General features: G+C 44.7%; 14 protein-coding genes and 1 other annotated feature. All 14 genes read left to right on the top strand.

All coding sequences use genetic code 11. From position 1 onward, the window contains the following. The first annotated feature begins 3 nt into the window (after nucleotides 1-3). Nucleotides 4-513 carry an NYN domain-containing protein gene (locus D2910_RS15175; RefSeq protein WP_084242204.1) on the top strand — a complete coding sequence of 170 codons (510 nt, stop codon included), beginning with the start codon at nucleotides 4-6 and terminating at the stop codon, nucleotides 511-513. Nucleotides 514-583: 70 nt separating this feature from the next. Next, nucleotides 584-1,234, top strand: coding sequence for an RNA polymerase sporulation sigma factor SigH (gene sigH, locus D2910_RS15170; RefSeq protein WP_084242203.1), 651 nt, complete (start codon nucleotides 584-586; stop codon nucleotides 1,232-1,234). Nucleotides 1,235-1,304: 70 nt separating this feature from the next. Continuing rightward, a complete protein-coding gene (rpmG, locus tag D2910_RS15165) occupies nucleotides 1,305-1,451 on the top strand; it encodes a 50S ribosomal protein L33 (RefSeq protein ID WP_081986982.1) in 147 nt (48 codons plus the stop codon). A gap of 58 nt (nucleotides 1,452-1,509) precedes the next feature. Beyond that, a complete protein-coding gene (secE, locus tag D2910_RS15160; protein WP_084242202.1) occupies nucleotides 1,510-1,695 on the top strand; it encodes a preprotein translocase subunit SecE in 186 nt (61 codons plus the stop codon). Nucleotides 1,696-1,804: 109 nt separating this feature from the next. After that, on the top strand, nucleotides 1,805-2,338 hold the full coding sequence (gene nusG / locus D2910_RS15155) for a transcription termination/antitermination protein NusG (protein WP_084242201.1): 534 nt from the start codon (nucleotides 1,805-1,807) through the stop codon (nucleotides 2,336-2,338). Between the two features lie 164 nt (nucleotides 2,339-2,502). Beyond that, nucleotides 2,503-2,928 (top strand): 50S ribosomal protein L11, encoded by a 426-nt coding sequence (gene rplK / locus D2910_RS15150; RefSeq protein ID WP_052654209.1) that lies wholly within the window; start codon nucleotides 2,503-2,505, stop codon nucleotides 2,926-2,928. Between the two features lie 106 nt (nucleotides 2,929-3,034). Beyond that, on the top strand, nucleotides 3,035-3,733 hold the full coding sequence (rplA, locus tag D2910_RS15145) for a 50S ribosomal protein L1 (RefSeq protein ID WP_084242199.1): 699 nt from the start codon (nucleotides 3,035-3,037) through the stop codon (nucleotides 3,731-3,733). 42 nt (nucleotides 3,734-3,775) lie between these two features. Then, nucleotides 3,776-3,922, top strand: a sequence feature (ribosomal protein L10 leader region). A gap of 33 nt (nucleotides 3,923-3,955) precedes the next feature. Further along, nucleotides 3,956-4,462: a 50S ribosomal protein L10 gene (gene rplJ / locus D2910_RS15140; protein WP_084242198.1), complete on the top strand. Its 507-nt coding sequence runs from the start codon at nucleotides 3,956-3,958 to the stop codon at nucleotides 4,460-4,462. A 54-nt stretch (nucleotides 4,463-4,516) separates the two neighbouring features. After that, nucleotides 4,517-4,879 (top strand): 50S ribosomal protein L7/L12, encoded by a 363-nt coding sequence (gene rplL / locus D2910_RS15135; RefSeq protein ID WP_084242197.1) that lies wholly within the window; start codon nucleotides 4,517-4,519, stop codon nucleotides 4,877-4,879. A gap of 115 nt (nucleotides 4,880-4,994) precedes the next feature. Continuing rightward, nucleotides 4,995-5,597 carry a class I SAM-dependent methyltransferase gene (locus D2910_RS15130; protein ID WP_117314083.1) on the top strand — a complete coding sequence of 201 codons (603 nt, stop codon included), beginning with the start codon at nucleotides 4,995-4,997 and terminating at the stop codon, nucleotides 5,595-5,597. 217 nt (nucleotides 5,598-5,814) lie between these two features. Then, a complete protein-coding gene (gene rpoB / locus D2910_RS15125) occupies nucleotides 5,815-9,369 on the top strand; it encodes a DNA-directed RNA polymerase subunit beta (RefSeq protein WP_084242195.1) in 3,555 nt (1,184 codons plus the stop codon). 105 nt (nucleotides 9,370-9,474) lie between these two features. Continuing rightward, entirely contained in the window at nucleotides 9,475-13,080 is a 3,606-nt protein-coding gene (gene rpoC / locus D2910_RS15120; RefSeq protein WP_084242194.1) for a DNA-directed RNA polymerase subunit beta', read from the top strand. A gap of 458 nt (nucleotides 13,081-13,538) precedes the next feature. Then, complete coding sequence (rpsL, locus tag D2910_RS15115) at nucleotides 13,539-13,958, top strand: 30S ribosomal protein S12 (RefSeq protein ID WP_084242193.1); 420 nt, start codon at nucleotides 13,539-13,541, stop codon at nucleotides 13,956-13,958. Nucleotides 13,959-14,002: 44 nt separating this feature from the next. Then, nucleotides 14,003-14,473: a 30S ribosomal protein S7 gene (rpsG, locus tag D2910_RS15110; RefSeq protein WP_084242192.1), complete on the top strand. Its 471-nt coding sequence runs from the start codon at nucleotides 14,003-14,005 to the stop codon at nucleotides 14,471-14,473. The last annotated feature ends 34 nt before the right edge of the window (nucleotides 14,474-14,507 follow it).

The following is a 14,507-nucleotide window of genomic DNA, read 5'->3' as shown; positions in this document are numbered from 1 at the left end:
GATATGAATATTCTGCTGGTTGATGGCTATAACATCATTGGAGACTGGGTGGAACTAAGGGAATTGAAGAAAGATAAGCTGGCCTCCGCCAGAGACCGGCTGATCGAAAGGATGGCGGAGTACCGCGGCTATAAAGGGTGGCGGGTCATCATTGTATTCGATGCGCATCTTGTTCCGGGAATCGAAGCGCGAAATCTCACTTCGGACGTTGAAGTCATCTTCACTAAAGAGAGTGAAACTGCAGATGAACGGATAGAGAAGCTGGCGGTCAGCTTGAATAATCGCCGGGACCAGGTTTATGTGGCCACTTCGGATTCCACCGAACAATGGGTGATCTTCGCCAAAGGCGCATTGCGGATCTCCGCCAGGGAATTGGAAATCGAAGTAGAAGAGATTCAAAAAAAGATTTCCGAAAAAGTGAAAGAAATACAACGGCAGCAGGCAATATCAAAAATTGCCTTACCGACTGAAATTGCAGAAATATTTGAAAAATGGCGCCGTGGAATGAAATGATAGGTTGACGCTCAATTTTTAGTTCCTGTATACTGATGATATCGAGGTTCGCGCGACCGGAGGGATAACCGTGGGAAATCAGGAACAAGTTCAAGCCCGGCGATTTATGGAAATGACAGATGAGGAACTTGTCAGTTTGGTCCACGACGGAAATACCGAAGCACTGGATTTTCTGATCAATAAATTTCGGCATTTCGTTCGGATGAAAGCCCGTTCTTATTTCCTGATCGGAGCTGACAAAGAGGACATTATCCAGGAAGGCATGATTGGCCTGTATAAAGCCATCCGTGATTTCCGCAGTGATAAACTGTCTTCTTTCAGGGCGTTTGCGGAATTGTGCATCATCCGGCAAATCATCACCGCCATCAAGACTGCCACACGCCAGAAGCATATTCCGCTGAATTCCTATGTATCTTTGGACAAGCCGATCTATGACGAGGAATCCGACCGTACGCTGATGGACGTGCTCACTGATAACGGAGTGGACGACCCACAGCAATTGATGATCAATAATGAAGAATTCATGTATATGGAAGAAAAAATGGGAGAAGTGCTCAGTGAACTGGAGCGCGAAGTGCTGGCATTGTATCTCGATGGCCAGACCTACCAGGAAATATCAGAAAAATTGGAGCGCCATGTCAAATCGATCGACAACGCGCTGCAGCGGGTCAAACGGAAACTGGAGCGGCATCTGCAAAAAGATGAAACCCGCACCTCCTGATGTGCTGTTGACATGGAAGTTTTAAGGTGATAACCTTGAAAAAGCTGCAAACTCGAATAGGGTGAGGAAAATGGCTAAAAAAATCGTTTTAAGCTGCTCGAAATGTGCATCCCGCAATTATACGGTTCCTGCGAAAGCGGAATCCAGCACACGTTTGGAACTTAATAAATTCTGTGCTCATTGCAATGGGCATACCGTGCATAAACAAACGTTATGAATTTAAGTGAATGCCGAACGATATAGAGTGATTTTTAAACTTCGGAGGTTTTTGAACAATGGGTAACATTGGCGATTTCTTTAAAAACGTCGTTTCGGAAATGAGAAAAGTAAGTTGGCCTAAACGCAAGGAATTGACACGCTATACGATCGTCGTTCTTTCCACAGTTATCTTCATGGCACTTTTCTTCGCATTGGTCGATACAGGCATCTCGGAATTATTCCGTTGGTTCTTAGCGCTGTAACAGAAGAAGCGCGCAACAAGAATAATGCATAAAAAATAGCCCGTCATTCTACGAGAACGGGTTTTTTCATTTGGAAAAAAGGAGGGATGGACGTTCAGTCCGTGCGATTATGGAAAAGAATTGGTATGTAGTCCACACATATTCCGGTTATGAAAATAAAGTCAAAGCCAATTTGGAAAAGCGTGTCGAAACAATGGGTATGCAAGATAAGATTTTTCGCGTCATCATTCCTGAAGAGCAGGAAACTGATTTTAAAGACGGCAAAAAACGCACAGTAATGCGCAAAACTTTCCCGGGATATGTTCTGGTCGAATTGATCATGACAGACGAATCCTGGTATGTTGTCCGCAATACGCCGGGAGTGACCGGATTCATCGGTTCTTCAGGTGGCGGAGCCAAGCCTACTCCGCTGCTTGATGAAGAAGTCGATTTCATCCTGAAGCAGATGGGCATGACAGAACGCCGTGTCGACATCAACTTTGCGGTTGCTGATATCGTCGAAGTCATGGAAGGGCCATTCGCGAACTTCCAGGGCAAAGTGGAAGAGATCGATGAGACTAAAGGCAAGGTGAAAGTTTCTATTGATATCTTCGGCCGTGAGACGAAAATGGAGCTTGATTTCGAGCAAGTCCAGAAAATATAAAAGCCGCTTGCTATTCCGTTTCATAAGTGGTATTATTTCATAGGTCAGACTGTCATAGGACAATCTGTACAATTTAGCTAATTCTATCAACATAGTTGACAGACAGATATTGAGTGGGAGGGGAAACCCTATTACCACATCACGGACTTAAGGAGGTGTGTTTCGTGGCTAAAAAAGTGATTAAAGTTGTAAAATTGCAGATTCCTGCAGCAAAAGCAAACCCAGCTCCACCGGTTGGACCTGCACTAGGTCAAGCAGGTGTTAACATCATGGGCTTCTGTAAAGAGTTCAACGCACGTACTGCTGAACAAGCAGGACTGATCATTCCAGTTGAGATTTCGGTATTTGAAGACCGTTCATTTACATTCATTACGAAAACTCCACCCGCTGCTGTTCTTTTGAAAAAAGCGGCTGGTATTGAATCAGGTTCAGGCGAACCGAACCGCAACAAAGTAGCGACTGTTAAACGCGATCAAGTTCGCGAAATCGCAGAAACTAAAATGCCAGATCTAAATGCCGCTTCAGTTGAAGCTGCAATGTTGATGGTTGAAGGTACTGCTCGCAGCATGGGCATTACTATCGAAGACTAATCCAGCAGTTGTTTTTGGACGGGTTGCGCAAGTTCGTAAAGAGCTGCGCAGCCTTTAATCGTGGGAGGTTTAAAACCGCTAGACCACAACAAGGAGGACAAGTAAAATGGCTAAAACAGGCAAAAAGCTGCGCGAAGCAGCAAAATTGATCGACCGTACTAACCTTTATGAGGCAAAAGAAGCGATTGAACTTGCGAAAAAAGCAAGCACAGTAAACTTCGATGCAACAGTTGAAGTGGCTTTCCGTCTTGGAATCGATACGCGCAAGAACGACCAGCAGATCCGCGGAGCAGTTGTGCTTCCAAATGGTACTGGTAAAACTCAAAGCGTATTAGTATTCGCTAAAGGCGACAAGCTGAAAGAAGCTGAAGCAGCTGGCGCTGATTTCGTAGGCGATGCTGAATATATCCAAAAAATCCAACAAGGATGGTTTGACTTCGACGTGATCGTAGCAACACCTGACATGATGGGTGAAGTTGGTAAAATCGGCCGCGTATTGGGACCAAAAGGCTTGATGCCAAACCCGAAAACAGGAACTGTTACATTTGATGTAGCTAAAGCTGTTCAGGAAATCAAAGCTGGTAAAGTGGAATACCGTGCAGACAAAACAGGTATCATCCACGCGCCAATCGGAAAAGTTTCTTTCGATGACAGCAAACTTGCTGAAAACTTGGAAGCTATCTACGATGTAGTAGTTAAAGCTAAACCGGCTACTGCTAAAGGAACTTACATTAAATCACTTAACGTAACAACTACAATGGGACCTGCTGTAAAAGTTGACCCGACGAAAGTTGTCGTTAAATAATTTATTGACATTACACAATATCTCGGCTATAATAGCGGAGTTGTGAAATATACGTTTGTACCGCAGACAGCAGGGGCGCCAGTCGCTTAAATTATCCCTGCCGAGGACAATGAATTCAGTAAACATCTTTTTGATGCTGACTTTATGCCTCTGTGTCTGTAATGGACCAGAGGCTTTTCTTATGGAAACGGTATGAATGGAAAATCTATGGGAGGTGCCAAAATGACAAAAGCAGTTGAAACGAAAAAAGTTGTCGTGCAAACAATCGCTGATAAATTCGGCTCTGCAGCTTCTGTAGTAGTCGTTGATTACCGCGGATTGAACGTTGCACAATTAACAGAACTTCGTAAACAGCTTCGTGAAGCAGGCGTTGAGTTCAAAGTCTACAAAAACTCAATGACTCGCCGTGCTACTGAAATGCATGGTCTTGAAGCGATCAACGAACACTTTACAGGTCCTAACGCTATCGCATTTTCTAACGAAGATGTCGTAGCGCCAGCGAGAATCATCAACGATTTCGCGAAAAAGAACGAAGCGCTTGAAATTAAAGCGGGCGTTATCGAAGGTGCTGTATCTTCTGCGGAAGATATTAAAGCATTGGCAGAACTTCCATCACGCGAAGGTCTATTGTCTATGCTACTCAGCGTGCTTCAAGCTCCAGTCCGCAACTTTGCTGCTACAACAAAAGCAGTTGCAGACCAAAAAGAAGAACAAGAACAAGGCGCTTAATCTCTTAGCTGCCTAGCAATACAAAAAAATTACCTATCATAGGAGGAACTAATAATGACACAAGAACAAATCTTAGACGCAATCAAAGAAATGACAGTTCTACAACTTAACGACCTTGTTAAAGCAATCGAAGAAGAATTCGGCGTAACTGCTGCTGCTCCTGTAGCTGCTGCAGCTGGCGGCGGCGCTGCTGCTGCTGAAGAGCAAACTGAATTTGATGTAATCCTTGCTTCTGCAGGAGACCAAAAAATCAAAGTTATCAAAGCAGTACGCGAAGTTACTGGCCTAGGCTTGAAAGAAGCTAAAGCACTAGTTGACGAAGCTCCTAAAGCTCTTAAAGAAGGCGTTTCTAAAGAAGATGCAGAAGAAATCAAAGGCAAACTTGAAGAAGTTGGCGCTTCAGTAGAAGTTAAATAATTTCTGAATCTTAATAGCAATACAGAAAAAGCTCGTCAGTGTAAACCGACGAGCTTTTTCTTCATTTTAAATTTAACTTCGTGCCGCTGGTTGATTAATGTAAGGAGGGCTTTTTATGTCACAGCATTATTATTCCAAAAATCCTCAAACGACAAGCAAACCCCAAGAATGGGATTTTACCCTGCGTGGCGAAAAATTTCATTTCCAGACGGATTCGGGTGTATTCAGCAAAAACGAAGTGGATTTCGGTTCACGGGTCTTGATTGACACATTCGAAGATTCTGCTGTAGAAGGGCCGGTGCTGGATGTCGGCTGCGGTTATGGGCCGATTGGAATTGCCATCGCAAAATCTTTTCCCCGGAAACAAGTTCATATGGTGGACGTCAATACACGCGCCATCGAACTGGCCAAGAAAAATGCAACGAAAAATAATGTTGAAAATGTTGAAATCTATGAAAGTGATGGACTTTCTGCAGTTGAAGAAGAAGGGTTTTCGGCAATATTGACGAATCCTCCGATCCGCGCCGGTAAGGAAACGGTTTTCAGATTTTACGAAGAAGCATGGAGTAAAGTTGCGCTTGGCGGATCGTTATGGGTGGTAATCCAGAAAAAGCAGGGAGCTCCTTCGACGCAGGAAAAATTGGAAGAACTTTTCGGCAATTGCCGAGTGGCGGAAAAGAAGAAGGGATACTTCATTTTTGAGGCCAGAAAAGTTTGACTTGACAAAATCCCTATGATATTATAATGAAATGCAAAATTTATTATTTTGAGGTCGTTTGCCCTTTTTCGGGCAGAGCATGGCGACAGTACCAATCACGTGTTAACCGAAAATGAGCTGATTTATTGGTCTCGTTTTCTTTTTGTCTTTTCGATATCATACACCATTTTGTAGAAATCGCAAAGACCTATAATCGTTTTATTGAGGGGTGAATAAGTTGGTAGGTCAACTAGTTCAGTACGGTCAACATCGTCAACGCAGAAGTTTTTCGAGAATCAGTGAAGTGCTGGATCTTCCGAACCTGATTGAAATTCAATCATCATCTTATGAGTGGTTCCTTGAAGAAGGGCTGCGCGAAATGTTCCGCGATATTTCGCCGATTGAAGATTTCACAGGAAATCTGTCGCTCGAGTTTGTTGATTACAGTCTTGCAGAACCGAAGTATCCAGTAGACGAATCAAAAGAACGCGATGTTACTTACGCGGCTCCACTGCGTGTTAAAGTGCGTCTTCATAACAAAGAAACGGATGAAGTGAAAGAGCAGGATGTTTTCATGGGAGATTTCCCATTGATGACAGAAACCGGCACTTTCGTCATCAACGGCGCTGAACGCGTCATCGTTTCACAGCTTGTCCGTTCACCAAGCGTCTATTTCCATGACAAAACAGATAAAAACGGTAAAAAAGGATTTGGCGCAACTGTCATTCCAAACCGTGGTGCCTGGCTTGAATACGAAACAGATGCGAAAGATGTTGTGTATGTCAGAATCGACCGCACACGAAAACTTCCTGTAACGGTGCTATTGAGAGCGCTTGGATTCGGTTCCGACCAGGAAATCATCGATTTGCTTGGCGATAACGAATACTTACGCAATACGCTTGAAAAAGATAATACAGAAAGCACTGAAAAAGCGCTTCTGGAAATTTACGAGCGTCTGCGCCCGGGTGAACCACCGACAGTCGAAAGTGCAAAGAGCTTATTATATTCACGCTTCTTCGACCCAAAACGCTATGACTTGGCCAATGTAGGCCGTTATAAAATGAACAAGAAGCTTCACATCAAGAACCGCCTTTTCAATCAAACTATTGCCGAAACGCTGGTTGATCCGGAAACAGGGGAAATTCTTGTAGAAGCTGGTACAGTCATCGATCGCCGCGTCCTTGATAAAATCATCCCGAATCTTGAAAGTGGTGTGGGCTTCCATACTGTCACTCAAGTAGGCGGAGTTTTAGAAGGCGACGTGACATTGCAGGCTGTTAAGATTTATGCTCCGAATGACGAAGAGCAAAAAGAGATCACTGTTATAAGCAATGCTTATATAGAAGATAAGATCAAGCATGTAACTCCTGCCGATATCATTTCTTCCATCAGTTACTTCTTTAACCTTTTATACGGAGTTGGAAACACTGACGATATCGATCACCTTGGTAACCGTCGTCTCCGTTCAGTCGGAGAGCTTTTGCAAAACCAGTTCCGCATCGGTTTATCCCGTATGGAACGCGTTGTGCGTGAGCGTATGTCCATCAACGATACACAAGCGATCGTACCTCAGCAATTGATCAACATCCGTCCGGTTATTGCATCAATTAAAGAGTTCTTCGGCAGTTCGCAATTATCGCAGTTCATGGACCAAACGAACCCGCTTGCTGAATTGACGCACAAACGCCGTCTGTCAGCGCTTGGGCCTGGTGGTTTAACGCGTGAGCGCGCCGGTTTTGAAGTGCGTGACGTTCATTACTCGCATTATGGCCGCATGTGTCCGATTGAAACTCCTGAGGGACCGAACATCGGCTTGATCAATACACTTTCCACATTCGCGAAAGTGAATAAATTCGGATTTATTGAAACACCTTACCGCCGCGTTGATCCTGAAACTGGTCTTGTGACAGGTCAAATCGATTATCTGACAGCTGATGAAGAGGATAATTACGTAGTGGCACAGGCGAACTCAGTCTTAAATCCGGATGGTTCATTTGTCGAAGAAGAAGTAGTGGCCCGTTTCCGCGGTGAAAACACGCTTTATAAACGCAGCAGCGTCGATTACATGGACGTTTCGCCGAAACAGGTCGTTTCTGTTGCGACTGCTTGTATCCCGTTCCTTGAAAATGATGACTCCAACCGTGCCCTTATGGGTGCGAACATGCAGCGTCAGGCTGTTCCGTTGTTAAATCCGGAAGCTCCTTTTGTAGGTACTGGAATGGAACATCTTGCAGCAAGAGATTCAGGTGCAGCAGTCATTGCTAAAAACGACGGAATCGTCGAGTACGTGGAAGCGAAAGAAATCCGCGTGCGCCGCATAGAAGAAGTTGACGGCAATGAAGTCAAAGGCGATACAGACACTTATCGTTTGCAGAAATTCATCCGTTCAAACCAAGGTACAAGCTATAACCAGCGTCCGATCGTTAAAGTCGGAGACCGTGTTTCAAAACGCGATATCCTGGCTGATGGACCTTCAATGGAGCGCGGCGAAATGGCATTGGGCCGAAATGTCCTGGTAGCATTCATGACATGGGATGGTTTCAACTATGAAGATGCGATCATCATGAGTGAACGTCTTGTTAAAGATGACGTTTATACTTCTGTTCATATTGAAGAATACGAATCAGATTCCCGTGACACGAAATTGGGACCTGAAGAAATTACACGTGATATTCCAAACGTCGGTGAAGATGCACTTCGCAACCTTGATGACCGTGGAATCATCCGTGTCGGGGCAGAAGTTAAAGATGGCGACATCCTTGTCGGTAAAGTAACGCCTAAAGGCGTAACGGAATTGACTGCGGAAGAACGCTTGCTTCACGCCATTTTCGGTGAAAAAGCTCGCGAAGTCCGTGATACATCGCTGCGTGTGCCACACGGCGCCGGCGGTATTGTATTGGATGTTAAAATCTTCAACCGTGAAGACGGCGATGAGTTGCCGCCAGGCGTTAACCAATTGGTCCGTGCTTATATCGTGCAGAAACGTAAGATTTCTGTCGGTGATAAAATGGCCGGACGCCACGGTAACAAAGGTGTTATCTCCCGGATCCTTCCGGAAGAAGATATGCCGTTCATGCCGGATGGCACTCCTGTCGACATCATGTTGAACCCGCTTGGCGTTCCTTCCCGTATGAACATCGGGCAAGTACTGGAACTTCACTTGGGAATGGCTTCCCGTTCACTTGGCATTCATATGGCTTCATCGGTATTTGATGGAGCGAATGAAGAAGATGTTCTGGAAACAATGGAAGAAGCAGGCATGCCTAGAGACGGGAAAACCATCCTTTATGATGGCCGTTCAGGTGAAGCCTTCGATAACCGTGTATCTGTCGGAATCATGTATATGATCAAACTGGCACACATGGTTGACGATAAGCTCCATGCCCGTTCAACTGGACCATATTCACTCGTTACCCAGCAGCCGCTTGGTGGTAAAGCACAATTCGGCGGACAGCGTTTCGGTGAGATGGAAGTTTGGGCGCTTGAAGCATACGGTGCTGCACATACGCTGCAGGAAATTTTGACTGTCAAGTCGGATGATGTAGTCGGACGTGTTAAAACGTATGAAGCAATTGTTAAAGGCGAAAGTGTTCCGGAGCCTAGTGTGCCGGAATCATTCAAAGTATTGATAAAAGAACTTCAAAGTCTTGGTATGGATGTTAAAATGCTGACAATCGATGATGAGGAAATTGAATTGCGCGATTTGGATGAAGAGGAAGATCTTCAACCCGCTGATTCTTTGAACATCCTGCCGATTGCAGATCAGGAAACACCGATTGGAACAGTTGATTGATAAATAATTGGAGAAGGGCAGTCCAGCACTGCCCCGCATCCATTCACTTGGTCATTAACGAGGAAGAGCCGTATAGAAACTCGAGACAAAAGGGAGGTAGGCTCCTTGATAGATGTGAACAATTTTGAGTACATGAAAATCGGATTAGCTTCACCCGATAAAATTCGCTCATGGTCTTATGGAGAAGTCAAAAAGCCAGAAACAATTAACTATCGTACATTAAAACCGGAAAAAGACGGTTTGTTCTGTGAACGTATTTTCGGTCCTACAAAAGACTGGGAATGCCATTGCGGAAAATACAAACGCGTTCGTTATAAAGGTGTTGTCTGTGATCGCTGTGGCGTAGAAGTCACGCGTTCGAAAGTCCGCCGTGAACGCATGGGGCACATCGAATTAGCTGCGCCAGTTTCACATATCTGGTATTTCAAAGGCATTCCGAGCCGCATGGGACTTATCCTTGATATGTCACCGCGTTCATTGGAAGAAGTTATTTACTTTGCTTCATATGTTGTTATCGATCCTGCGGATACACCGCTTGAAAAGAAACAATTGCTGTCTGAAAAAGAATACCGCGCTTACCGTGACAAATTCGGTAAGAAATTCCAGGCTGCAATGGGAGCCGAAGCGATCAAGCGACTTCTTCAGGAAATTGATCTTGAGCGCGAAACGGATTCATTGAAAGAAGAATTGAAAACAGCTCAAGGGCAACGCCGCACACGTGCGATCAAACGCCTTGAAGTTGTGGAATCATTCCGTAATTCAGGCAACAACCCGGATTGGATGATTCTTGATGTTCTGCCTGTAATTCCGCCGGAGCTTCGTCCGATGGTTCAATTGGATGGCGGCCGTTTCGCCACTTCTGATTTGAACGATCTTTACCGTCGTGTAATCAACCGGAACAACCGTTTGAAACGCCTATTGGATTTAGGCGCGCCAAGCATCATTGTTCAAAACGAGAAACGCATGCTTCAGGAAGCTGTAGATGCGCTGATTGATAATGGCCGACGCGGCCGTCCTGTAACAGGACCGGGTAACCGTCCATTGAAATCTCTTTCTCATATGCTTAAAGGGAAACAAGGCCGTTTCCGTCAAAACCTTCTTGGTAAACGTGTCGATTATTCAGGCCGTTCCGTTATTGTTGTCGGACCGAACTTGAAAATGTATCAATGTGGTTTGCCGAAAGGGATGGCGATCGAGTTGTTCAAGCCTTTCGTTATGAAAGAGCTTGTTGAACGCGGACTTGCCCATAATATTAAGAGCGCAAAACGCAAAATCGAACGTCTTCATTCTGAAGTTTGGGATGTACTGGAAGATGTCATCAAGGAGCATCCGGTTCTATTGAACCGTGCACCGACACTTCACAGACTTGGCATCCAGGCTTTCGAACCGACATTGGTCGAAGGTAAAGCAATTCGCCTTCACCCATTGGTATGTACAGCATACAACGCCGATTTTGATGGTGACCAAATGGCTGTCCACGTTCCGCTTTCATCTGAAGCTCAAGCTGAAGCAAGATTGTTGATGCTGGCAGCTCAGAACATTTTGAACCCGAAAGACGGAAAACCAGTTGTTACTCCTTCACAGGATATGGTTTTGGGGAACTATTACCTTACGTTGGAGCGCAAAGGCGCAACTGGCGAAGGAGCTACGTTCTCTGGACCTGAAGAAGTTTTAGTCGCTTATCAGACTGGCCATGTTCATTTGCATACCCGTATTGCAATCAAGGCAGCTTCTGTAAACAACCCGACTTTCACAGCTGAACAAAACAAAATGTTATTGCTGACAACTGTCGGCAAGATCATTTTCAATGAAATTCTGCCGAAGTCGTTCCCTTATATCAACGAACCGACAGATTATAACTTGCAAGTTGAAACGCCAGCCAAATATTTTGTCCCAACAACGACAGATATTCGGAAGCACATTGAAGAGGCTGAACTTGTAACGCCATTCAAGAAGAAAATTCTTGGTGAAATCATCGCTGAAGTATTTAAACGTTTCCATATTACGGAAACTTCAAGAATGCTTGACCGCATGAAGAGCCTTGGATTCAAATATTCCACTCAAGCTGGTATTACGGTTGGTATTTCTGATATCGTCGTTCTTCCGGATAAAGGTGAAATTCTTGTTGAAGCTCAAGACAATGTAGATAAAGTCATGAAACAATTCCGTCGTGGTTTAATCACTGAAGAGGAGCGCTATGCACGCGTCATTTCTTTCTGGAGCAGCGCGAAAGATGTTATCCAGGAAAAATTGATGGCATCCCTCGACAATATGAACCCGATCTTTATGATGAGTGACTCCGGTGCCCGTGGTAACGCATCCAACTTTACACAATTAGCTGGTATGCGCGGACTCATGGCCAACCCGGCAGGACGCATCATTGAACTGCCGATCAAATCTTCATTCCGTGAAGGTTTAACGGTATTGGAATACTTCATCTCAACTCACGGTGCACGTAAAGGTCTTGCCGATACAGCACTGAAAACTGCCGATTCAGGTTACTTGACCCGTCGTCTCGTAGACGTTGCACAAGATGCGATTGTCCGTGAAAATGACTGTGGCACTGACCGCGGCCTGTTGGTTGGAGCGTTGATGGAAGGTACGGAAGTAATCGAAGAGTTGGAAGAGCGTATCGTTGGACGCCACGCTAAGAAAACAATTCGCCATCCTGAAACAAAAGAAGTGATTGTCGCGAAAGACGAATTGATCACACAAGATTTGACTCGCCTCATTGTTGAAGCGGGCATCAAAGAAGTGACGATCCGTTCAGCATTCACTTGTAACACGAAACACGGCGTCTGCAAAAAATGTTACGGCACGAACCTTGCGACTGGTGACGAAGTTGAAGTGGGCGAAGCAGTTGGTATTATTGCAGCCCAGTCAATCGGGGAACCAGGAACGCAGCTTACGATGCGTACATTCCACACAGGCGGTGTAGCAGGAGACGATATCACGCAAGGTCTTCCGCGTATCCAGGAAATTTTCGAATCAAGAAATCCGAAAGGCCAGGCAGTGATTTCTGAAATTACAGGTACGGTTACTGAAATCGATGAAATTCGCGAAGGCCAAAAAGAAATCACGATTCAAGGTGACGTTGAAACACGTAAATATTTGGCTCCATACAATGCGCGCCTTAAAGTGCAGGCGGATGATGTCATCGTTCGCGGCCAGGTATTGACAGATGGTTCAATTGATCCGAAACAATTATTGCAAGTTAAAGATGTACAAGCTGTTCAAGTTTATCTATTGAAGGAAGTTCAAAAAGTTTACCGTATGCAGGGTGTTGAAATCGGCGACAAACACGTGGAAGTCATGGTTCGCCAGATGTTCCGTAAAGTCCGTGTAATTGAAGCCGGCGATACAGAACTGTTGCCAGGTTCACTGTTGGATATCCACCAATTTACAGAAGCGAATGTTAAAGCTGTTCTTGAAGGAAACCTTCCGGCAACCAGCCGTCCGGTCATCCTCGGAATCACAAAAGCTTCACTTGAAACAGAATCATTCCTTTCAGCTGCATCGTTCCAGGAAACAACGCGCGTCTTAACGGATGCTGCGATCAAAGGGAAACGCGATGAACTACTCGGCTTGAAAGAGAATGTCATCATCGGTAAACTTGTTCCTGCTGGTACTGGAATGCAGCGTTACCGCCAAATTAAAATCGCTCAAAGCGAAAAAGCGCCAACGGAAGAAATCGTCGGTTCTGAATCGTAAGTAAAGTGAACAGATTTCGGGGAGTGCTAACGGGCTCCCCGGGATTTTTTATGAATTTAGTTGACATGAAATTCACAGGGTGATATTATGTTGAAGGTTGATGATTAGCGATCTTTCATTTTATTGGTATGCAAATACCTTGAAAATTGGCAAGAAACGCGAATTATCTTCGGTACTAAGCAACAGTAATAGCGTTTAAAGTGGCATTGTCCAAGAATATATAAGTGGAACGCTTGGATGACCCATCATGATCGTCCGGACATCAATGATAAGGTCAGGTCAAACGGATTCACCCAAGATAAAAGCTTGGCTAGGCAGAAAGTTATCCTCTGCAGCTGCTGAAGCAATTACTGGATACCAGTTTTTGTGTAGAAAACACAAAGACTTTGTTTTTTACCCAAAAATGAACCACCTGGATATGTGGTATTAGAACACCTTTTGAGAGGAGGAAAAAATCGATGCCTACAATTAACCAATTAGTTAACAAGCCTCGTAAACCAAAAAGCTCTAAATCAGACTCACCAGCGTTGAACAAAGGGTATAACAGCTTCAAAAAGTCTCAGACTAACGTAAGCTCACCTCAGAAACGTGGAGTTTGTACTCGTGTTGGTACAATGACACCGAAAAAACCAAACTCCGCATTGCGTAAATACGCGCGTGTACGTTTGACTAACCAAATCGAGGTCAATGCATACATCCCTGGAGAAGGCCACAACCTTCAAGAGCACAGTGTAGTTCTTCTTCGCGGCGGACGCGTAAAAGATTTACCTGGTGTGCGTTACCATATCGTACGTGGAGCACTTGATACTGCTGGAGTAAACGGCCGTATGCAAGGACGTTCTAAATACGGAACTAAACGCCCTAAAGAAAAAAAATAATCAATTAAATTAACGAATAACCTTCGTTGAAAGGAGGAACATACATGCCTCGTAAAGGTCCTGTAGCTAAACGTGACGTGTTGCCAGATCCAATTTATAATTCGAAATTGGTGACACGCTTAATTAATAAAATGATGGTTGACGGAAAAAGAGGTACTTCACAAAAGATCCTATACGGAGCGTTCGAACTAGTTAAAGAACGCAGCGGTAAAGATCCGATTGAAGTATACGAACAAGCATTGGCTAACGTTATGCCAGTTCTTGAAGTTCGCGCTCGCCGTGTTGGTGGTGCAAACTACCAAGTACCGGTTGAAGTTCGTCCTGAACGCCGTACAACTTTAGGCCTTCGCTACCTTGTAAACTATTCACGTCTTCGTGGAGAGAAAACAATGGAAGAGCGTTTGGCTAATGAAATCATGGATGCTGCCAACAACACTGGTTCAGCAGTTAAGAAACGTGAAGATATTCATAAAATGGCAGAAGCGAACAAAGCCTTCGCTCACTACCGCTGGTAAGATCTTACAAGATTTTAAAATCTTAATCCGAGAT

The sequence above is a fragment of the Planomicrobium okeanokoites genome, assembly GCF_003428875.1.
GTDB classification, from domain to species: Bacteria; Bacillota; Bacilli; order Bacillales_A; family Planococcaceae; genus Planococcus; species Planococcus okeanokoites.
The sequence above is the reverse complement of the archived record's forward strand: the minus strand, read 5'-3'. Positions and strand labels throughout refer to the sequence as shown.

Coding starts and splice junctions, on each gene's coding strand:
- D2910_RS15175 (WP_084242204.1), top strand. CDS start 4: ATGAATATTCTGCTGGTTGATGGCTATAACATCATTGGAGACTGGGTG.
- rpmG (WP_081986982.1), top strand. CDS start 1,305: ATGGCTAAAAAAATCGTTTTAAGCTGCTCGAAATGTGCATCCCGCAAT.
- secE (WP_084242202.1), top strand. CDS start 1,510: ATGGGTAACATTGGCGATTTCTTTAAAAACGTCGTTTCGGAAATGAGA.
- nusG (WP_084242201.1), top strand. CDS start 1,805: ATGGAAAAGAATTGGTATGTAGTCCACACATATTCCGGTTATGAAAAT.
- rplA (WP_084242199.1), top strand. CDS start 3,035: ATGGCTAAAACAGGCAAAAAGCTGCGCGAAGCAGCAAAATTGATCGAC.
- rplJ (WP_084242198.1), top strand. CDS start 3,956: ATGACAAAAGCAGTTGAAACGAAAAAAGTTGTCGTGCAAACAATCGCT.
- rplL (WP_084242197.1), top strand. CDS start 4,517: ATGACACAAGAACAAATCTTAGACGCAATCAAAGAAATGACAGTTCTA.
- D2910_RS15130 (WP_117314083.1), top strand. CDS start 4,995: ATGTCACAGCATTATTATTCCAAAAATCCTCAAACGACAAGCAAACCC.
- rpsL (WP_084242193.1), top strand. CDS start 13,539: ATGCCTACAATTAACCAATTAGTTAACAAGCCTCGTAAACCAAAAAGC.
- rpsG (WP_084242192.1), top strand. CDS start 14,003: ATGCCTCGTAAAGGTCCTGTAGCTAAACGTGACGTGTTGCCAGATCCA.